Below are 18,466 nucleotides of genomic sequence, written 5' to 3' on the forward strand. Positions count from 1 at the left end.
TTCAGACTAGCGCGGCGGCGCGTAGGCGAGCAGTTCCTCAAGATCCAGCACGTTGTCGTCCCGCATCAGGTCCAGGGCGTAGCCGAACTCCCGCGCGCAGCCCGGGGCCAGCACCAGCACATCCTGAAAATGCATCCAGTCGCACAGGGCGGCCTGCTCCACGCAGCCGGACGAGGGCTCCGGCCTGCCGGTGCCCAGGGCGCGCACGCCCATGAAGCGCCAGGTCCAGTCCTGCCCGTGGGCGGGCGGCAAGGCCGCGAGCCGCGCCCGGACCTCCGCTTCCTCCTCGGCCGTGCACAGCACGGGAATGGCCGCGCCCTTGGCGGCCTGGCAGTGCAGGGCGGCCACGTTGCGGGCAAAGCGCGTGGCCGCGCACAGCTCCTCGGCCAGGTTCGCCGCGAGCCGCGTGAGGTCCTCCGCGCCGGCGGGGCGGAACCAGGGCACGTTGGCCGCAACATAGCGGTGGCACGGATGCTGGCTCACGGATTCCGGCGCGCTGTAGCGCAGGCAGGTCATGATGTCGCGGCCGCGCTTGGCCTCTTCCAAATCGCTTGCGTAGCGGGCGCGCACGGCCCGCGGGTCGATGTCCTCCGCCTGGGCGGCGGCCGCATCGGCCTTGGCCAGCAGCGGGGTCTTGTCCAGCACCGGCGCGGCCAGGGCTTCGTCCATGCGCATGGGCGCGCACACGTCCGGATCAAGCAGGCTTACGGGCGAGAGATTGCGGAAGACCGTGCCCGTGGCCGCGTGGATGGCCTGGGCGAAGAGCTCGGCCTCGGCCGCGGTGGCGAAAAACGGCAGGGTGGTGTCCACGCGCCTGCCCTGGGCGTCGGCCAGGGTGACGGCCCCGGCGCTGCTGACCAGCGGGGAGTCGAAGGCCGGGGCGGGCGGAAAGTCGTCGGCGTCCGCGTAATAGGTGCCCTGACCGGAGAGCCGCAGGTCCGCGCCGATGAGCAGCACCTGCGGGGCGTGCAGGGCCTCCACCGCGCCCAGGCAGGCCAGAAGCGAGCTGAGCCACGACTCGCGCAGGCGCGCCGGGTTGGGCAGCAGGGAAAGGTCGAAGCTGTCGATGAAGAACACCTGCCGGAACCGTGGCGCGAAGCTGCGCACCGGAGCCATGGAGAGCGCCAGCAGCACCGCGTCGGGAAAGCGCTCCTCCGGGTGGTGGAAGTGCTCCTGCATGGGCACGGTGTCGAGCTGCACCAGCACGTCGGGCTCCACGCCGCACTGGCGCAGAAAAGGCAGCACCCGCGAAATGGTCACGATGAGATGGCGCCGGGCCAGCTCCGGCAGCCGGTCCTTGAGCAGCCGCAGGGAAGGCCCGGGCAGCAGAAGCAGGCAGGGCAGGCCCACGCGCGCGGCGGCGAGCTTGTCCACCAGGCAGTGGCGCAGGTGCAGGGGCGTGTTGCGGTAGCGGTTCAGCAGGTGCAGGTATTCCGGCGGGGTGTCCTCCGGCCGCAGCCCGATGGGGTCGGGGATGCGCGTGCTGGTGCACGGCAGGTCGACGAACTTGGCGTACAAAAGAGCCAGCAGCTTTTGGGCGCGCAGCACGCCGCGGGGGCTGCGCGCGTGCTCCCCGCGCGTGGTGACCAGCACCAGGCCCTTGCCCATGCGCCTGGGGTCCAGGGCGGCAATGCGCGAAAGCCCCTGGGCGTCGATCTTGTCCAGCACCAGCAGCTGCTCCGGCGGCAGCGGCGGCAGCTGTCTGGGTCTGCCCAGGCAGACCACGAGCTGGTCCGTCACGCTGGGAACGGCATCGACGACGGCGAGGAAGCTTGGCGCTGGCATGGTTGGCTCCGCGCGCCGGCTCAGGCCTGCGCCCAGGGGAGCAGGCTCAGGTTGTCGAGTTCGCGCAGCGCGTCCATGTGGCCGAAGTGCTTGTAAAACAGCTTGATGTCGTTGCCGATGCCGTTGCCGGTGCGGGCGATCTCGCGCGGGTCGCTCTTGAGCCCCAGCCCGGCCGACTGGTGGTGCACGCAGGTGACGAGCCCGCAGTACATGACCTTCCAGCCCGCGAGGCACAGGCACAGGTCGTGGTCGATGTCGTCCACCTGCGAGGGCGAAAAGCGCAGGTCGAAGCAGGGCTCGTCGCGCAGGGCCTTGGTGCGCAGCAGGTGCAGGCAGCCCATGACGGAGCGCGTCTCGCGGATGAAGTCGTATGCGCCGTTGTCGTACTGGTGGTTCGGCGCCTCGATGCAGAGCTTCAGCAAATCCTCTTTGGCCACGCTGACGTAGCGGTACAGGTACTGGAGCTTGGCCGGTCGGCCGGGGAAGACGATCTTGCCGCCCACCACCCCGATCTTGGGGTCGCGCTCGGCCACGGTGAGGTACCATTCGAGCCAGTCCGGCGGCACGTCCACGTCGTCGTCGAGGAAGGCCACGTAGTCCGCCTGCCAGGTGCCGGGCAGATTGATGAGCCAGTTGCGCGCGGCGGGCGCGCCGATGTTCACGTGCAGGGGAATGATGGTGAAGGGATTGTTCGGAAACAGCTTCCGCGCCCATTCGGCCACGGCCAGGCTGTCGTCGGTGCAGCCGTTCAAAAGCACGGTGACCGAGGCCTGCCCGATGTTCGACCCGGCAAGGCTCGCCAGGGTGGACTTGAGCAGCGCGGCCTTGTTGTACGAGTACAGGCAGATGGCGACCTTGCGTTCGCGCACCAGCCCGCTTTGCTTCACGCTGGGGTTCTTGAGCTCCTCCAGGCGGAAGCGCGCCGCGGCCTGGCTCTTGTCCATGGCCAGGGAATGCTCGTAGCAGGCCACGGCCGTTTTCCGGTCGCCGCCCATGCGGGCCACCTCGGCCGCGAAATTGAGATTCACCTCGCGTCCGGCCGCGGGCGGCAGCAGGTTCCACAGCCGCGCCGCCTCCTCGGCGTTGCCCATGGCCGCATGGTGGCGGAAGAGCATGCCGTTGAAGTCGTCCCGCAGCTCTGCCGGGCATTGGAAGGTGTCGAGCCAATCCGGCGCGTTGCCCAGGATGAAATCGGCGGAGAGGAGCAGCCCGGCGGCCAGGGCGTAGCTTGGGTAGGCCTCAAGGAGCCTGCGCAGGAACTGGGACACATCCGCCGCCTCGCGGGTGATGTCCAGCTCCGCGATGAGCTGATAGGTCTCGGGCTCGAAGTTGTTCTTGTCCAGCACCTCGACCTTTTCGCGGGTGGCCGGGTTTTCCATGGTGGACTTGGTGCGCATGCCGGCGATGTCGAAGGGCGAGAGCTGGAGGCATTTGTCGAGCAGATGCTCCAGCGGCTTGCGGGCCGCCTGTTCGCCTTCGTCGTTGAAGGCCGCGAGAAAGCGGTTGAGGTAGCACACGGCCAGGGCCCGGTCCCACAGGAAATTGGCGCGGTAGTTCTCGTAGTGGCGCAGGACTTCCTCAAAGGGCAGGCGCGCAAGTTCGCCGTGCAGCCCCTCGGCCATGATGCGGAAGTAATCGTCGTTCATGCGAGACCCTTCTTGTTGTGAGCCTTCTGGGTGTGAATCTTCGTGTTGCGCTGCCCTGGGGGCATGTTACGGTGGATGCCGCGCGCCGCCGGTCCTCCTCGCCACTGGCCTGCCGTGCCGCGCAAGGCAGCGGGCTCAGACCGCGCGCCTTTGCCCGGGGCCAGCGTTTGGGCGCCTGGCGAGCCGGCCAACGTGAACGGCCAACGTGAGCGGCCGCCGTGAACGGTCGGCGTGGACGGCCACAGTGGAGGGCCGGGAGGCAAAATCGCCGGCCCGGATTTTTATTCACATTTTGTGCCAGCGTTGGGCCGCCCGCCCGGCTCCTTCACCGCCTCGATGACGCGCCGCTTGACCCAGGCTCCATTTTGGAAGCGCAGGCCCAGGCTCAGCGCCATGGTGCAGATGTATGCGGAAAGCGCGATCCACGGCCCGTGGATGCCCCAGACGCCGGTCTGCACCAGGTACCACGTGGGCAGAATGAGCACGCAGACTCCGGCCCCCAGGATGGTGAACATGACGAAGCGCGTGTCGCCCGCGCCCTTGAGCGCGCCGAAGAAGATCACGGACACGGCGTCGGCCAGGCTGTAGAACGCCACGTAGCGCAGCAGCACCACGCCCATGGCCCGGATTTCCGCAAAGGGCGCCGGGTCCGGCCCGGCCAGGGGGGCGGCCTCGGCCGCGCTGGACGCGGACTGAAACAAATCGAGCAGCGGTCCGGGCGCGAACAGGAACACGCACCCGATGGCGATCATCCAGAGCATGGCCAGAAACAGGGAGTTGTACGCGGCGCGCCGGGCGTAGTCGGGCCGGCCCTGGCCCTGGCTGCGGCCCACCAGAATGCTTACGGCGATGGAAAGCCCGATGATGGGCAGGTAGGTGAGCCCGTTGATGGAGAAGGCGATGTTCGTGGCCGAAAGCGCCACCAGCCCCATGCGCCCCACCAGCAGCGAAAATCCGGTCAGGGCCATGATGTCGAGGAAGAACTGCGCGCCCGCGGGCAGGCCGATGCGCAAAAGCCGCGCCAGCATTTCCGTGTCCAGCCTCCAGGCCGAGCGCACATGGTGCCGCGTCTCGGCCTCCGGGGCCAGTAGCAGCAGGCAGAAGAGCAGGCAGGAGATGGCCGCGCCCATGACCGTGGCGATGGCCGCGCCCGTTATGCCCAGTTCCGGCGCGCCCCAGCGGCCGAAGATCAGCGCGTAGTCGAGGGGGATGTTCGCCACCGCGCCGATGATGTTCACCATCATGACGGCCACGGTGCGCCCCAGGCCGGAGAAATAGCCGGAAAGCGCGGTGGAGAGCACCACGAAGCCGCCGCCCAGGGTGAGGATGCGGAAGTAGTCGGCCTCCAGGCCGCGCACGGCCTGCGGGTGGCCGGCCAGCTCGAAGAGCGGGCCCGAGAGCCCGGCCATGCCCGCCAGCACCAGGGAGGAGAGCACGCTGAACCACACGCCCTGCCACAGGGCCGCGCCCACGCGCTCGGGCCGGCAGGCCCCGTGGTACTGGGCCACCAGCACGCCCACGCAGGTGGCCACGCCCATGAAGAACGAAACGGCCAGAAAGTTGACGATGCCTCCGGGCACGGCCGCGGCCAGTTCGGTCACGCTGTGGCGGCCCAGAAACACGCGGTCGGTGAACTGCATGAGCGTGGCGCTGCCCATGCTGATCATGAGCGGCGCGCCGACGGTCAGCACCTCGCGGCAGCCGCAGGGACCCTGCCAGCGTTCCTTCAGGTTGAACATCACAGCGCCTGCCCCGCCGCAAAGGCCGAGGCCCAGGCCCAGTGCAGGTTGTAGCCGCCCAGTTCCCCGGCGATGTCCAGGGCCTCGCCGATGGCGAAAAGGCCGGGCAGGGCCTTGCTCTGCATGGTTTTGGGAGAGAACGCGTCCGTGTCGAGCCCGCCCGTGGCGGCCTCCGCCCGGGCCATGCCCGCCGTGCCCTTGGGGGTGATGCGCCAGTCCGTGAGCACCCGCGCAATGGCTTCCAGGTCCGCGCGGCCAAGCTCGGCCAGGCGGCGGTCGGCCACGCCGGCGGGCAGCGCCGCAAGGCGCGCCTCGGCCAGCCTGCGCGGCAACAGCTCGCCCATGACCGTGCGCGCCAGGGATTTGGACCGGCCGGGCTCACGCAGCAGGGCGGGCACGTCGGCGTGCGGGACAAGGTCCACGCGGATGGCCTCGCCGCGGCGCCAGTGGGAGGAGATTTGCAGCGCCGCCGGACCGGAGAGGCCCTGGTGCGTGAAGAGCAGGCCGTCGGCATAGGCCGCGCCGCCGCAGGCGCTCTCCGGTCCCAGGCTCAGGCGCGCGGTGACGGAGAGGCCGGAAAGCTCGCGGCAGAGCCCCGCCTCCGGGCCGGAAAGCTCCAGGGGCGTCAGGGCCGGGCGCGCGGGTACATGCGGCAGGTTCAGCTGCCCGGCCAGGCGGGCGATGATGTCCGTGCCGCCCAGGGCGGGCCAGGCCGGGCTGCCCAGGGCCAGCACCACGCGCGGGGCGCGCAGCGGGCCGTGTTCGGTCTCTGCCTGGAACAAGCCGCCGGACATGGCCGGGGGCGCGAGGGCCGTGATCGTGTGCCCCAGCAGGATGCGGCACTTGGCCTTGCGGCAGGCCTTTTCCAGCGCGCCGCACAGGGCCTCGGCCCCCTGGTCGCAGAAGACCTTGCCCTGATCCTCCTCGTGGGCGCGCAGGCCCAGGTCGGAGAGCAGCTCGAAAAAGCGCTCCGGCGTAAAGCGGGCAAGGGCCTGGGTGGTGAAGCGCGGATTCTTGGAAAGGTAGTGCGCGGGCGCGGCGTTCAGGTTGGTGCAGTTGGAGCGCCCGCCGCCGGAGGCCCGCAGCTTGCGCGCCACCTCGCGGCTCTGGTCCACGACGAGCACCTGTTTGCCGCGGCGCGCGGCGAAAAGCGCGCAGAGCAGTCCGGCGGGGCCTGCGCCCAGGATCAAAATTTCGGCATCTTGCTGTGTTGCGGTATGTGCGGACATTACACAAGTGTAGGGGATGCGGGCGGGGAACACAAGCCGGGCCGCCCCGCGTTCCGTGCCCGAAAGCTTGTCGCCGAAAGCATGTCGCCGAATGCCCGCCCCGCTGTTGCCTGCCGCTGCGTCCGCCGCTTTGCCTGGCGTTTTGCCGGGCGCGCAAAGTGGCGTCGGGCTCTTCCCATCCGGCCGGGATTATGCTAGCTCTCGCGTCTGGGGCGCGGCGTGTTGTCCGCGCGGTCCCGTATCTTCACGCGAAATTAGCACAAGGGGTGGGCCATGGATTTCTTCTTTTTCTTCGCCGGTTTGATCTGCACCATCGCTGGCCTGCTGGTCATCAAGACGACCAGCCCGAACCAGCACTAGCCTGACGGTTTTTCGCCGCCGGCGCTTTTGAGGCCGTCCGCCGCTTCTCTATCCATGCGTGCCATGTGGGCCATGCGTGAGTAGGGAAGCGGCGGGACCGCTGCTTTTCCTGCCCGCTTCAACCCGCCCCGGCGGGTTTTTTTGCGCCCGGCGCCCGGCTCGCGGCTCCCAACGTGCGACGTTTCGCGGCGTGCCCTGCCGAGCGTGCCCAGGGGCTTGCCTCGCCGGGGCGGCTGCCTGTACACAGAAGGCTCGGCCGGGGCGCTGGGCGCTCCGCCATCCCTTTCCGCCACCTTCATCCGCACCCGCCGGAGGCCGCCCATGCGCATTGTTTCCTGGAACGTCAACGGCTACCGCGCCGCCCTGGGCAAGGGCTTTCTCGACTGGCTCGCGGCCTCGGACGCGGACGTGGTGATGCTGCAGGAGACCAAGGTGGAGCCGGAGCAGCTGGCCGATGCCGAGCGCAATCCGGCCGGGCGCGTGGGCTTGTGGAACTGGTCCAAGGGCAAGAAGGGCTACTCCGGCACGGCCTGCTTCGCCAAAACGCCGCCCCTGGCCCATTCCTTCGGCCTGGAGGATCCGCGCTACCGGGGCGAGGGCCGGGTCATCCACATGGAGTACCCGGACTTCCACCTCTTCAACATCTACTTTCCCAACGGGCAGAAGGACGAGGAGCGCCTGGCCTACAAGCTGGGTTTTTACGACGCCTTTCTGGCTCAGGCCGAGGCGCTGCGCAAGACCAAGCCCATCGTGGTCGGCGGCGACTTCAACACCGCGCACACCGAGATAGACCTGAAGAACGCCAAGGCCAACGAGAAGACCAGCGGCTTTCTGCCCATCGAGCGCGCCTGGATCGACACCTTCATCGCGCGCGGCTACGTGGACACCTTCCGGCTCTTTGAGCCTGGGCCGGGGCACTATTCCTGGTGGAGCTTCCGGGCTAACGCGCGGACCAAGAACGTGGGCTGGCGCATCGACTACTTCTTCGTCTCCGCGGAGCTGAGGGATCGCGTGAAGGCCGCGTGGATAGCCCCGGAGGTGCAGGGCAGCGACCATTGCCCCGTGGGGGTGGAGATCGTTTAGCCCATCGCCGCCAGCGTCGGGAGTCAGCCCAGGGCCAGCCGCGCCGCAAGGGCCGCGAAGGTCGAGCCCATGAGCCAGCGCCGCGCCCGCTCCAGCCTGGAGCCAGTGGCCGCGCCTTGCCGCAGGCGGCGCACCAGCCCGCTGGCCAGCAGGGAATAGGCCGCGTCGAACACGAGCCCAACCGCCACAAGCATGCCGCCGAGCCACAAGAACTGCGGCAAAAGCGGCCCGCGCTCCGGCGCCACAAACTGCGGCAGCAGCAGGCCGCAGAACAAAAGCGCCTTGGGGTTCAGCAGATTGGTCAAAAAGCCCCACAGCATGTCCGCCAGCAAGGCCTTGGCCTTTGTCCCGTCCGCCTGGGCGGCGGCTTGGCCTGTCGTTTCTTCTGCCGTGCTTCCCGTCGCGGGCCTGGGCCGCAAAATCTTCCACGCCAGCCACAGCAGATAGGCCGCGCCAATGCCGCGCACGGCGGCGAGCAGCGGCGGGTGCCCGGCGAGCAGCGCGGCCAGCCCCAATCCGGCGGCCAGCACGTGCAGGTAGCGCGCGGCGGCGATGCCCAGGGCCGTGCGCAGGCCCGCGCGCGCGCCATGGCTTGCGGCCGTGGCCATGATCAGGGCCATGTCCGGCCCCGGAGCCAGAAACACCGCCACCAGCGCGGCAAGATACAGGGACATCAGCGTGGGCTCGAACATGGTTTCCTCCTGGCGGTCAGCCTTCGGCGGACGGTGTGGCCCGTTGACCGGATTGTGGGCAGAATACCTTGGCTGAAAGGAAATTACCTTGCTTTTTCTCGCGATAATTCGGAGGGTTGAGCAAGACTCTGCCGTTTGGAGGGCGTTATGCGAAAGGATGCTTCGGGAAAGGCTTCGGCCAGGGCTTCTGACAAAACGTCGGGCGGTGTGGCGGGCGGCGGCTGCCGGAACGTTGCGGCAGGCGCAGCGGCGAACGCGACAGCAAGCGGGCCGGCAAGCGGGCTGGACGACACGGACCGCGCCTTGCTGGTCCTGGTGCAGCAGGACGGGCGCATGTCCAACGCCAAATTGGCCGAGGCGCTTTCGCTCAGCGAGACGCCCTGCTGGCGCAGGCTCAAGCGCCTTGAGGCCGAGGGCGTCATCGACGGCTACCAAGCCAACCTGAACCGCCGCCGCCTGGGCTATGGGGTGCTGGCCCTGGTGCAGCTGTGCTTCGGCAACCATTCGGACGACGCGCCGAGCAACTTCGAGGCGGCCGTGCAGCACATCCCGGAGGTCCTCTCGTGCCACAACGTCACGGGCGAGGCGGATTATTTTCTGCAGGTGGTGGCGCAGGATCTGGAGGCCTACGGCCGTTTCGTGTCCGATGTGCTGCGCAAGCTGCCCGGCGTCACGTCCATCCGCTCCAGCCTGTCCCTGCGCGAGGTCAAGGCCAGCACGCGGCTGCCCGTCGCCGGAGAGGCGGCAGGCGGCGCGGGGCGCGGCCGCTAGGCCATGAAGGCGCGGGCCACGCGGAACACGTCGTCGTAGGTGAGCTGCGCGCGGATGGCCAGGCACATCTCCGTGGCCATGTCCATTTTGCGGCGCGCCTGGGAGAGGGCGGCGTCGCGCAGGGCCGCCAGGTGCAGGGTGATGAAGGCGGTGTCGAAGCCGTCCGCCGCGAGGGAGAGCCCCTCCGTGAAATAGCCGGGGCGCAGGTGCGGCAGGTACTCGTTCAGGGTCTGCTTGCCGTTTCTGCGGGCGGAGAGGGCGTAGAACAGCATCTTTATGGCCAGGCGGTCGTCCTTCTGCTTGTGGTCCACGCAGAGCAGCACCGGCAGGTCCGCGTCCTTTTCGCCCACGGTGGACATGAGCCCGTAGGCCAGCTCGAAGGCGCGCTTCTCCGTCACCGGCGAGCCGCCCATGAGCCCGGACAGGCGGATGAAGGTGAGGCGCGGGTTTTCGCCCTGGGCGATGCCGCACAGGGCCACGCGGATCATCTCGAAGCGCCGGCGCGACTCGGCCAGCAGCCCCTGGGCCTTGGCGCGGGAGAGCCTGCGGATGAGCTCCTGGTCCAGGCCGGAGACGGCGGCGTCGAGCAGATGGCGGATGAAGCGCTCGCTGGTGTTCTCCAGCTCCGCCGCCAGCAGGGTCTTGTCGCGCTTGGTGTCGAGCAGCTTCTTGATGGACAGCCAGTAGGCGGCCAGGGCCTCCACCGGCATCTCCAGAATATCCAGCTCGTCCTGCGCGCCCGGCTGGTCCGCGCCGTTTTTCTGGCTCTTGTGGCCCTTCTGGTCCATACTGCGGCTCCTCGGTCCTTGGGGGCGGTGGGGGTTGACGCGGGCGGCAAAAAGACCGATTTCTGGCGCGCGCCGGGCCTTCATGCGGCCCCGGCACCAACCCTAGCGCAATTTTAAACAGGAAACAAACAGGGCCCAGAGCCCCGTCCAGGAGAGAGCATGCTCACCTATCCGGTCATCGACCCCGTGGCCTTGCAGATCGGACCGCTGGCCGCCCGCTGGTACGGGCTCATGTACGCCGTGGGCTTTGGCGCGGGCTGGTGGCTGGCCCGCCGCCGCGCGGCCCGGCCCGGCTCCGGCTGGACGGCCCTGCAGGTGGACGACCTCATCACCTGGCTGGTGGTGGGCGTGGTGCTGGGCGGGCGCATCGGCTACGTGCTGTTCTACGACCTCCCGTACTATCTGGCCAATCCCATCGAGATGCTGTCCATCTGGCGCGGGGGCATGAGCTTCCACGGCGGGGTCATCGGCGTGGTGCTGGTGAGCTGGCTGTACGGCCGCAGCATCGGCAAGAACCTGCTCGAGGTGGGCGACATGGTCGGCCCGCTGGTGCCGCCGGGACTTTTGGCCGGGCGCATCGGCAACTTCATCAACGGCGAGCTGTGGGGCCGGGTGACGGACGTGCCCTGGGCCATGGTCTTCCCCACGGGCGGGCCGCTGCCGCGCCATCCCTCGCAGCTTTACGAGGCCGGGCTGGAAGGTCTGCTCCTGTTCCTCATCATCTGGGCCTATTCCGCAAAGCCGCGCCAGCGCGGGGCCGTGGGCGGGCTGTTCTTGCTGGGCTACGGCTCGTTCCGCTTCTTTGTGGAGTTCTTTCGCCAGCCGGACGCCCAGCTGGGCTTTGTGGCGCTTGATTTCTTCAGCATGGGGCAGCTGTTGTGTGTGCCCATGATCGCCCTTGGCGCGTACCTGATGTGGCGCAAGATTCCGGCTGCGGCCCAGGCGGCCAAGGCCTAGGCTAGCGCACGCGCTTCGGCGCGGCCTCGGGCGGGCGGCGCAGCAGCTTGGGCAGGGCGACCGTGAACACGCGGTCCCAACGCTTGCCCGTGAGCAGCAGCGCGCCGCGCCCGCCGTCGCCCGCCCGGTCGAAGCCCACGCCGTTGGCGGTCTCGGGGTTGCCGGGGTCTTGCGCGTCCCTCACGCTTTTGGCCAGCGCGCGCCGCAGGGGCGCCAGGTCGAGCCACAGCGCCACCTGGCCGTCCACCGGGCGGATGACCGCCAGCAGATCCTCCTGCCAGATGCTGGCCACAAGCCAGCCGTTCACCCATTCCAATTCGTTGATGCGCACCACCGGGCGCGCTCCGTCGTGCACGCGCAAAGTCCTGCCCGTCTCGGCCAGGGTGCGCGCGTCGAGAAAACGCAGGGTGGCCGTGCCGTCGCTGACCACTGCCTCGCCGCCGTTGCAGGCCAGGCCCCAGCCTTGGCCGCGCAGGGGGTGGCTTTCCAACGACCGCAGGGTGTCCGCGTCGTAGGTCAAAATGACGCCCTCGCGCCAGGTGAGCTGCACGAGCCGCTCGCCTTCGCCCCCGGCGCACAGGGCCAGCCCTTCGCCGAAGAGCTGCTCCGGCAGGTCGCGCCGGGCCAGCACCCGGCCCGTGGCCGGGTCCACGCGGCGCACGGACGACTGGCCGTAGAGGCCGGTGCTTTCATAATACACGCCATGGCGCAGGAAAAATCCCTGGGTGAAGGCCGCGCTGTCGTGGGGCTGGCTGGCCAGAACGCGCACCAGCTCCACCGGAGCGCGGCTTTTTGGCGATGCAGCGGCAGCGGGTTGCGGCAGCGCCGCGCTGAGCAGGCACAGCGTCGACAGACACAGGGCCAGCAAGGGCAGAGGCGGGAAGAGCCGCATCGGAAAGGAAAAAGTCCGCTGGCCATGCGCACGCCGACAATGGGGCGGCAGGCCAGGGGCTGTGCGGCGCGCGGGCGCGTTCACGGCTGCGGGACCTTGGGCAGAAGCGTTGCGGCGACGCCCCGCGCGGCCATGGCCTTGCGGGTCAGCTCCTGGTCCAGATAGCTGAGCCAGACCTCGCCCGTGCCGGTGCAGAAATACAGCTTGCGGCCCAGGGCGCCCAGCACGTCCTGCTTCTTTGGCCGCAGGCCGAAACCGGCCAGGGTGGCCAGGGCGACCTCCACGTTCTTGCGTCCCACGTCGAGCATTTCGCGCAGGTCGCCGCCGTAGGACTGCTGCAGGGTGTTGGCCCCGCCGAAGAGCTTCACCTCCAGCTCGGCCGGGGGCATTCCCGCGGCGCGGAAGCGTTCCACCAGGGCGGCCACGGCCAGGTCCGCGTAGGTGCAGTCCGAGGCCGTGGAGCTGGCCCGGCGCAGGCTTTTGTCGGGCAGCATGGCGTGGAACATGCCGCCCGCCTTGCGTCCCGGGTGGAAGAACGTGGCCGAGACGCAGCTGCCGAGCACGGTGGTGAGCACCATGGACCTGGGCGCGAAGGCGCAGTCGCCGATGTTCACATGGCCCACGGGCAGGCCGAGATTCTCCGGAGCTGGCAGGGTCATGCTACTTGTGGATGATGATGTCGCCGTAGATGGGCGTGGTGCTCTTGGGACCCGCGCCGGGTTTTTGGGCCGGCTGGGCGGCTTTGGCCTCCGCCGGGGCGCTGAACTGCGCTCCCGGAGGTCTTGATGCGGTCTGTGCGCCCATGCCGCTGGCCCCGGCCGCAGCCGAGTTGCCCTCAAGGTTCTTGGCGGCCTGGAGCAGCTTTTCGCGCTGGGCTTGGTCCATCTCCGCCTTTTGGGCCATGACGCCCTGCATGGGATCGGCCGCGAGGGCGCTCGCCGGAGCAAGACCCAAAACGGCGGGAAGCAGCAAGGCCGGAAGCAAGTGGCGAAGGTTCATGACGTTCCTTTCTTAATAGTGTGTTCCCGCGGCCAGCCCGGAGATTTCCGCAGCGGTGAGGGCTCGGTTGTACAGGTACAAGTCGTCGATGAGACCGTCGAAACTGATGGTGCCGTTGCCGCCGATGAGCAACGGGTTGGTTGTGTTGGCGGCCGTGCGCGTTGTCGTGGTGGTTTGCGCGGCTGTTCCGTTGATGTAGATGATGGCCCTGGCGCCGTTCCATGTCGCCGCGACATGATACCACTTGGCATTGCTCGGCAGCGTTGCCGTTGTCGTCACTGTGGTCGTCCCTCCGTTGGTCAGAACCAGGGAGAGCGTTCTGCCGGTGTTGAACCGCAGAATGTACGAGCCGGACTTTGAGACCAGCGGCGCGTTGCTGCTGCCGGTTTTGCGGGCATTGATCCAGGCGGCTATGGTGCCCGCGCCGCCGAGCCGGAGGCTTGCGGCGTCGTTGACGGTGACGAGCCCGTATGTTCCGGCGGTTGTGAAGAACATGGAGGCGCTTTTGGGCGTGCGCACGTCCGGACCCCACATGGCCGAGCCGCTCATGGTTCCATTGTTGCCGTTGCCGCTGGTGTCGTGGATGGTGGCGTTGGCCGCTTCGTCAAAGGTGTAGGCCGCGGCGTAGCCCGTGGGCACCGTGGGCGCGGTGGAGCTTGGCGCGGCCTTGAAGTTCAGAGCGAACTTGTCGATCTTGACGACGTCCGCGTAGGCGCCGGTGCCCATGGTCCAGCCGAAGTAGATCTTGGAGAGCTGCGCGTGCATGCTGGGAGACAAGGCAAAGGTGCGGGACATGGTCGGGGTGTCGGCGTGGGTGGCGCCGCAGTTGCTGATGGTTGCGGAGTACGTGTCGCCGCTGGTCACCACCCAGGTGCGCTCCCTGTAGACATAGTCGCCCTGGGCGTTGGGCGTGGTGGAGCGGTCCAGCTCGTAGCGCACCAGATACTGCGCGCCGGGCGAGGTGCGGTTTCCGAACAGCCACGCGCTGGAGCTGCGGGCGTAATACCCGTCCCAGCCGTCCATGGACCCGTCGAAATTATAGCTGTTGTAAGGCTCCTCGTCCGTGCCCGCGCCCGCTCCGTGGATGTGGTCGTCCCGGGTGGATATGCAGCTTAAGGTCTTGAGCCCCCAGAACAGAAAGGCCATGTGATCGGCGGTGCTGGCGTCGCAGGCGATGTTGTCGACGGTGTTCGGACAGACCTTGCCGCAGTTCTTCCAGTTGTAGGTCACGTCGAATTCCGTGCCGAGCTTGGGCGGCAGAATGCTCATGGTGGTGCCGTTGACCACTGTGGCGCCGCTGTAGCCCATGTTCTCGCCGCCGCCGCCGTAGCTGGCGGCCGTGTTGGTGGCCGCGTTCATGATGGTCCAGACGAAGCCGTCGCCGTAGTCGCCGTTGTTGTCGGCCGCATTCTTCGTATAGTCGTAGCCGTTCGGGTTGAACTGGACCCGATAATAGGCGCACAGGCCGTTGCCCAGGGTGCAGGCGCCGTTTGTGCACAGCGGGTTGGTGCCCGTGAACCAGGCCGCGGATTGCGCGCTCAATATGTTGTTGCCGAAGGTTATGGCGCCGGTGGCGGTGTCTTTGGTGATGGAGCCGCTGGTGCCGGTGGCCGCGATGCTGAACTCGTTCAGATTGCCGGCGAAGGTGACGCTGACCGTGGTGGGATCGACGGTGTTGGAGGCGGCCACCACCGGCAGGTTCACCGCGCTGTCGACGATCTGGTTGGTGACCGGGGCGATGACCGAGCAGCCCTTGCCCGTGGAGGTGACGGTGGCGGTGTAGTTGGCGTCCTCGGTTATGCCCAGGGTGAAGCTCAGGCCGCGCGCCGCGTCCACGGTGAAGGTGGCGCCGTTGAGCGCGGCCTTGACGGTGTTGTACTGGGCCACTGTGGTGCAGGCGCGCAGGCGCGCCCTGGCATAGCGCAGGCCTGCCTCGGCCATGTAGCGGGCCGCGGTTGAGCAGTTGGGCGAAAGCACGCTCGTCACCGAGGCCCCGAAACGCGTGGCGCCGACCATGGCCAAAAGGCCGAAGCTCACCAGGGCCAAGGCCAGATAGACGGCGATGCTGCCCTGCTGCCTGCTTGCGGGCCGGCCGGAGGCGGCCGCCGGAGGTGTGCGTTGTGGCATGGGCGGACCTCCTAGCTGATGATGGGCGTGGTGATGATGTTGCGCGGCTTCACGGTGATGCTGAAGCTGCCGCTCGTGTCGGTCAGGGCGAAGGTCACGGTGAAGGTCGGCGTGTAGGTGGTGTTGGCGCTCATGGCGCACGAGCTTACGCCGTCGATGAGCGTGTAGACGGTGCCCGCAACGGAGAGGGTGATGCGCTTGCCCGCGGCGTCGTAGGCCAGAATGCGCGCGCCGGTCAGCAGGGCGTTGGAGGAAGTGTAGGAGATGGCGGTGCTGGTGACGGTCGGCGCATTGCTTGCGCCCGGGCCGCCGTTGACGTCGCGCAGTTCCGCGGCGATGCGCGTGAGGGCTATCTGCCCTTTCTGGCCGTTCTCCTCGGCCTGGCGCGAGGCCAGCACGCCGCGCGCGCCAATGTTGAACATGCTCCCCGCGAAGATGGAGATGAAGCCCATGATCACGATGACCGCGATGAGCTCGATGAGGGTGAAGCCTTTCTGCGTGCGCATGGTCCCGGCCCTAAAATGAGGCGGAGCTGTCGGTCGCGTTGGTGCGCTCCTGCGTCAGCAGGGTGGTGAGGGCGACATTGCCCACGGTGACCACCACGGTGAGCGAGTCCTGGCCGTCCGTTCCGAAGGTGTTGGCGTTGCGCGTGAGCTGCACGGCCGTGTTGTTGCCGCCGAACTCCGTCACCACGGCGTCCAGGCTGCCGCTGGTGTGGCTGTTCACGTGGTTGGTGTAGAAGGAGACCACCTGCTCCATGACGCCCTCGGCCCGGGCCGCATCCTGGGTCGTGGTCAGGGGCGTGGCGCTCTTCAGCAGCTGCGTGCCCATGAGCTTCACCACCACCACGCCGAGGAACCCGGCGATGAGGATGACGACGATGACCTCCACCAGGGTGAAGCCGCGGGAGCGTTTGACGTGGGCGCGCATGGGGCCTCCTATTGCACGTAGCCGGTTTCCGGCGTCACGGTGCAGTTGCCCGTGCCGCCGCCGGCGGTGATGGTGATGACCTGGGCGCTGCTCAGCTTGGTGCCCGTGCCGTCGTAGGGAATGCCCAGGCTGTCGAAGCGCAGGGTGAAGGCGGGCGTCATGGTCATGGACTTGTCGCTCAAGGTGACCACGGTGGCGTTTTCGCCCGGCAGGGTCATGTTGGTGGAGTTGCTGTATTCCGCCCAGTACCTGGTGCCGTCGAACTGCATGGCGATGTACGCCGCGCCGCTCTTCATGGCCGAGAGCTGCACGAAGCGCAGCTGGGAGCGCATTTCGGCCAGCCGACCGGAAAGTTCGCCGCTCAGGTCGGCCTTGCGGGTGAGCACCAAGGCGGAAAGCACGCCGATGATGATGATGACGGTGATGGCTTCGATGAGCGTGAAGCCGCCGCAGCCGGCCTTTTGGTGTGGCGCTGCTCCGGGCCTGCTTGCGTGGTTTGCCTGGGTCATGAAGCGCCTCCGCATCGGCTGATGCAGAAATGTATGCAAAACCCGCACCCGGCGGGGCTGCAGTGCCTGCAACCCCGCCGGTGGCGCGTCCTAGACCTTGCGGATTTCCACAAAGCCGGTGGTGATGGACCGGACGTGCTGCTCGCGCTTGAGCTGCACATCCAGCAGCTTGGGCGAGGAGAAGAGGACTTCTTCCTTGCCCTTGCTGTTCTGGGAGAGGACCAGCTGGTATTCTTCGGCTTTCTTTTCGCTCATGTTTCGCTCCGTTTGCCCCCTAGAAGAGGCGCTTGTTGTAGATGATCTTGTCGTCGCCCGCCTGATAGAACTCTTCGAGCCGGGCGCAGGCGACGTAGCCGTGCTTCTCGTAGAACCCGCGTGTGGGCAGGTATTGCCCCCGCGAGGACGTTTCGACATAGATGCCGCGCGCGCCGCGCGCCGCCATCTCCGCCTCGGCCCGGGCAAGAAGCGCTCCCCCCAGGCCGCGCCCCTGCGCATGCGGGGCCACCGCTATCCAGTACAGGTCGAAGCTGTCCGCGGTGCCGGGAGTCGGCCCGAAGCAGGCATAGCCGGAAAGGCCGCGCTGTCCGTCGCCGTCCTTCCGGGTGCCCTTCGCATTGTCCTGGCCGTGTTCGGCGGGTTCGCCTCGCAGCGGTCCGCAATCTTCGGCGAAGACATAAAAGTACCCACTTGCGTCGCCCTTGGCAAGATGCTCCTGCACCAGTTCCCCGGCGATGACGATTTCCTCGGCGTTGAAGAAGCCCGTGGACTCCACCAGCCGCCGCACGGCCTCGGCGTCGCCGGGCCTGACCCGCGTGCGCCAGAGATGGTCCTGCGCGCCGTTTGTCGCAGCCGCGCCCCGTCCGGGCGCAGCGCTTTGCCCCGGCCAGCCCAGGGCCGCGAGCGCGATGCGCGCCACCAGGGCCGTGAAGTCCAGCCCAGCCTGCCGCGCCGCCGCGGCCAGGCCCGCGTCCTCGGCCAGGCAGGGGTTGGCGTTCACGTCGATGATCTGGGGCGCGCCGTCCGGCCCCACGCGGAAGTCCAGGCGCGCGTAGCCCGCAAGGTCGAACACGCGCCAGACCGCGAGAGCCGCCTCGGCGAGCCGGGTCAAAAGCTCCGGCTCCTTTGCCGGAAAGGCGCGGCGCGTGTCCGCGTAGGCGGCGCTGCTCCCCTCCCACTTGGCGGCATAGGTCAAAACATTTGCCGCCGCCGGGCCGGGGCCGAAAAAGCCCATCTCCGCCGGGGGCAGGGCCTGCGGGCCGTTTGGCCCGGCAATGACGGCCACGCTGAACTCCCGGCCGGGCACAAAGGCCTCGGCCAGGCAGGGCTGGCCCAGAGCCTGGGCGCGCTGCGCCAGCAGCCGGGCCAGGTGCGCGGCGTCGCGCGCGAGGGCCACAGCGTCCGGTCCAATGCCCACGGACCCGTGGGTGTGCTCGGGCTTCAGGATGAACAGCGACGAGGCCGGAAAGTCCGGCGCGGGGTCGCCGGGCCGCGGGGATTGCGAAAGCCAGTCCGGCGTGGCCAGCCCGGCCTGGCGCAGGCGGCGCTTGACCTCGCTCTTGCCCGAGGCGGCGAGCAGGGCCTGGGCGCCGCTGCCGGTGCAGGGGATGCCGAGGGCGGCCAGCAGGGCCGGCGCGGCAAAGGCCAGCCGTTCCAGTCCGGCCATGCTCTCTACGAGGTTCACGGCCAGGCGCGGCGGCGTGCGGGAAAGCTCCCGGCGCATGGCGTCCAGGTCCGGACCGAAGGGCAGCAGCCGCGTGGCGCAGCCCAGGCGCTTCAAGGCCCGGGCCACATCGCGGGCCTGGGTCAAGGTGTCCTGGCGGTCGGGCGGGGCGTCGTGCGGCACGGGGTCGTGCAGAATGACGACATCAAGCCCGGCAAAGGGCGCGCCGCTGTGCTCAAAATCGTCCGGCGCTGGGCTGCCGGATTTTACGCTGGCCGGATGTGCGCGCACGGGCGCTT

General features: G+C 68.5%; 18 protein-coding genes. 3 read left to right on the top strand and 15 right to left on the bottom strand.

Annotated elements, in window-relative coordinates:
* Positions 1-6 precede the first annotated feature (6 nt).
* From ACYQ4W_RS15525 to ACYQ4W_RS15540, 4 genes are all read right to left on the bottom strand, one after another.
* Positions 7-1,785 (bottom strand): motility associated factor glycosyltransferase family protein, encoded by a 1,779-nt coding sequence (locus tag ACYQ4W_RS15525; protein ID WP_459858436.1) that lies wholly within the window; start codon positions 1,783-1,785, stop codon positions 7-9.
* Between the two features lie 20 nt (positions 1,786-1,805).
* The gene (locus ACYQ4W_RS15530; RefSeq protein ID WP_459858438.1) at positions 1,806-3,431 is read right to left on the bottom strand and encodes a glycosyltransferase family 2 protein; all 1,626 of its coding nucleotides are present in this window, start codon (positions 3,429-3,431) and stop codon (positions 1,806-1,808) included.
* A 281-nt stretch (positions 3,432-3,712) separates the two neighbouring features.
* Positions 3,713-5,170: an MATE family efflux transporter gene (locus ACYQ4W_RS15535; RefSeq protein ID WP_459858440.1), complete on the bottom strand. Its 1,458-nt coding sequence runs from the start codon at positions 5,168-5,170 to the stop codon at positions 3,713-3,715.
* Positions 5,170-6,360: a BaiN/RdsA family NAD(P)/FAD-dependent oxidoreductase gene (locus ACYQ4W_RS15540; RefSeq protein WP_459858442.1), complete on the bottom strand. Its 1,191-nt coding sequence runs from the start codon at positions 6,358-6,360 to the stop codon at positions 5,170-5,172. The genes ACYQ4W_RS15535 and ACYQ4W_RS15540 overlap by 1 nt, the downstream gene beginning before the upstream one ends.
* A 720-nt stretch (positions 6,361-7,080) precedes the next feature.
* On the opposite strand from ACYQ4W_RS15540, the gene ACYQ4W_RS15545 reads away from it, so the two are divergent.
* Positions 7,081-7,842 (top strand): exodeoxyribonuclease III, encoded by a 762-nt coding sequence (locus ACYQ4W_RS15545; protein ID WP_459858444.1) that lies wholly within the window; start codon positions 7,081-7,083, stop codon positions 7,840-7,842.
* Positions 7,843-7,865: 23 nt separating this feature from the next.
* Here the strand turns inward: ACYQ4W_RS15545 and ACYQ4W_RS15550 are convergent, their stop codons facing one another.
* Positions 7,866-8,534: a LysE family translocator gene (locus tag ACYQ4W_RS15550; RefSeq protein WP_459858447.1), complete on the bottom strand. Its 669-nt coding sequence runs from the start codon at positions 8,532-8,534 to the stop codon at positions 7,866-7,868.
* Positions 8,535-8,681: 147 nt separating this feature from the next.
* Between ACYQ4W_RS15550 and ACYQ4W_RS15555 the strand changes: the two genes are divergently transcribed.
* The gene (locus tag ACYQ4W_RS15555; RefSeq protein WP_459858450.1) at positions 8,682-9,305 is read left to right on the top strand and encodes an Lrp/AsnC family transcriptional regulator; all 624 of its coding nucleotides are present in this window, start codon (positions 8,682-8,684) and stop codon (positions 9,303-9,305) included.
* Here ACYQ4W_RS15555 and ACYQ4W_RS15560 read toward each other — a convergent pair.
* Positions 9,302-10,093 (bottom strand): hypothetical protein, encoded by a 792-nt coding sequence (locus tag ACYQ4W_RS15560; RefSeq protein ID WP_459858453.1) that lies wholly within the window; start codon positions 10,091-10,093, stop codon positions 9,302-9,304. The two genes, ACYQ4W_RS15555 and ACYQ4W_RS15560, sit on opposite strands and share 4 nt — an antisense overlap.
* A 159-nt stretch (positions 10,094-10,252) precedes the next feature.
* On the opposite strand from ACYQ4W_RS15560, the gene lgt reads away from it, so the two are divergent.
* Positions 10,253-11,050 (top strand): prolipoprotein diacylglyceryl transferase, encoded by a 798-nt coding sequence (gene lgt, locus ACYQ4W_RS15565; RefSeq protein ID WP_459858455.1) that lies wholly within the window; start codon positions 10,253-10,255, stop codon positions 11,048-11,050.
* Between the two features lies 1 nt (position 11,051).
* On the opposite strand, the gene ACYQ4W_RS15570 is transcribed toward lgt, so the two are convergent.
* From ACYQ4W_RS15570 to ACYQ4W_RS15610, 9 genes are all read right to left on the bottom strand, one after another.
* Positions 11,052-11,942: a glutaminyl-peptide cyclotransferase gene (locus tag ACYQ4W_RS15570; protein ID WP_459858458.1), complete on the bottom strand. Its 891-nt coding sequence runs from the start codon at positions 11,940-11,942 to the stop codon at positions 11,052-11,054.
* Between the two features lie 80 nt (positions 11,943-12,022).
* Positions 12,023-12,601, bottom strand: coding sequence for a chemotaxis protein CheD (locus ACYQ4W_RS15575; protein ID WP_459858460.1), 579 nt, complete (start codon positions 12,599-12,601; stop codon positions 12,023-12,025).
* A gap of 1 nt (position 12,602) precedes the next feature.
* On the bottom strand, positions 12,603-12,941 hold the full coding sequence (locus ACYQ4W_RS15580) for a hypothetical protein (protein WP_459858463.1): 339 nt from the start codon (positions 12,939-12,941) through the stop codon (positions 12,603-12,605).
* A gap of 12 nt (positions 12,942-12,953) precedes the next feature.
* Positions 12,954-15,068: a LamG domain-containing protein gene (locus ACYQ4W_RS15585; protein WP_459858466.1), complete on the bottom strand. Its 2,115-nt coding sequence runs from the start codon at positions 15,066-15,068 to the stop codon at positions 12,954-12,956.
* 11 nt (positions 15,069-15,079) lie between these two features.
* A complete protein-coding gene (locus ACYQ4W_RS15590; protein WP_459858468.1) occupies positions 15,080-15,574 on the bottom strand; it encodes a PulJ/GspJ family protein in 495 nt (164 codons plus the stop codon).
* Between the two features lie 10 nt (positions 15,575-15,584).
* Positions 15,585-15,998, bottom strand: coding sequence for a type II secretion system protein (locus ACYQ4W_RS15595; RefSeq protein WP_459858471.1), 414 nt, complete (start codon positions 15,996-15,998; stop codon positions 15,585-15,587).
* A gap of 8 nt (positions 15,999-16,006) precedes the next feature.
* The gene (locus ACYQ4W_RS15600) at positions 16,007-16,507 is read right to left on the bottom strand and encodes a prepilin-type N-terminal cleavage/methylation domain-containing protein (RefSeq protein ID WP_459858473.1); all 501 of its coding nucleotides are present in this window, start codon (positions 16,505-16,507) and stop codon (positions 16,007-16,009) included.
* Between the two features lie 90 nt (positions 16,508-16,597).
* Complete coding sequence (locus ACYQ4W_RS15605; protein WP_459858475.1) at positions 16,598-16,762, bottom strand: hypothetical protein; 165 nt, start codon at positions 16,760-16,762, stop codon at positions 16,598-16,600.
* Between the two features lie 19 nt (positions 16,763-16,781).
* Complete coding sequence (locus ACYQ4W_RS15610; RefSeq protein WP_459858478.1) at positions 16,782-18,458, bottom strand: GNAT family N-acetyltransferase; 1,677 nt, start codon at positions 18,456-18,458, stop codon at positions 16,782-16,784.
* Positions 18,459-18,466: the final 8 nt, after the last annotated feature.

The sequence above is a fragment of the Humidesulfovibrio idahonensis genome (assembly GCF_054657715.1).

Coding starts and splice junctions, on each gene's coding strand:
- ACYQ4W_RS15525 (WP_459858436.1), bottom strand. CDS start 1,785: ATGCCAGCGCCAAGCTTCCTCGCCGTCGTCGATGCCGTTCCCAGCGTG.
- ACYQ4W_RS15530 (WP_459858438.1), bottom strand. CDS start 3,431: ATGAACGACGATTACTTCCGCATCATGGCCGAGGGGCTGCACGGCGAA.
- ACYQ4W_RS15535 (WP_459858440.1), bottom strand. CDS start 5,170: ATGTTCAACCTGAAGGAACGCTGGCAGGGTCCCTGCGGCTGCCGCGAG.
- ACYQ4W_RS15545 (WP_459858444.1), top strand. CDS start 7,081: ATGCGCATTGTTTCCTGGAACGTCAACGGCTACCGCGCCGCCCTGGGC.
- ACYQ4W_RS15550 (WP_459858447.1), bottom strand. CDS start 8,534: ATGTTCGAGCCCACGCTGATGTCCCTGTATCTTGCCGCGCTGGTGGCG.
- ACYQ4W_RS15555 (WP_459858450.1), top strand. CDS start 8,682: ATGCGAAAGGATGCTTCGGGAAAGGCTTCGGCCAGGGCTTCTGACAAA.
- ACYQ4W_RS15560 (WP_459858453.1), bottom strand. CDS start 10,093: ATGGACCAGAAGGGCCACAAGAGCCAGAAAAACGGCGCGGACCAGCCG.
- lgt (WP_459858455.1), top strand. CDS start 10,253: ATGCTCACCTATCCGGTCATCGACCCCGTGGCCTTGCAGATCGGACCG.
- ACYQ4W_RS15570 (WP_459858458.1), bottom strand. CDS start 11,942: ATGCGGCTCTTCCCGCCTCTGCCCTTGCTGGCCCTGTGTCTGTCGACG.
- ACYQ4W_RS15575 (WP_459858460.1), bottom strand. CDS start 12,601: ATGACCCTGCCAGCTCCGGAGAATCTCGGCCTGCCCGTGGGCCATGTG.
- ACYQ4W_RS15580 (WP_459858463.1), bottom strand. CDS start 12,941: ATGAACCTTCGCCACTTGCTTCCGGCCTTGCTGCTTCCCGCCGTTTTG.
- ACYQ4W_RS15585 (WP_459858466.1), bottom strand. CDS start 15,068: ATGCCACAACGCACACCTCCGGCGGCCGCCTCCGGCCGGCCCGCAAGC.
- ACYQ4W_RS15590 (WP_459858468.1), bottom strand. CDS start 15,574: ATGCGCACGCAGAAAGGCTTCACCCTCATCGAGCTCATCGCGGTCATC.
- ACYQ4W_RS15595 (WP_459858471.1), bottom strand. CDS start 15,998: ATGCGCGCCCACGTCAAACGCTCCCGCGGCTTCACCCTGGTGGAGGTC.
- ACYQ4W_RS15600 (WP_459858473.1), bottom strand. CDS start 16,507: ATGACCCAGGCAAACCACGCAAGCAGGCCCGGAGCAGCGCCACACCAA.
- ACYQ4W_RS15605 (WP_459858475.1), bottom strand. CDS start 16,762: ATGAGCGAAAAGAAAGCCGAAGAATACCAGCTGGTCCTCTCCCAGAAC.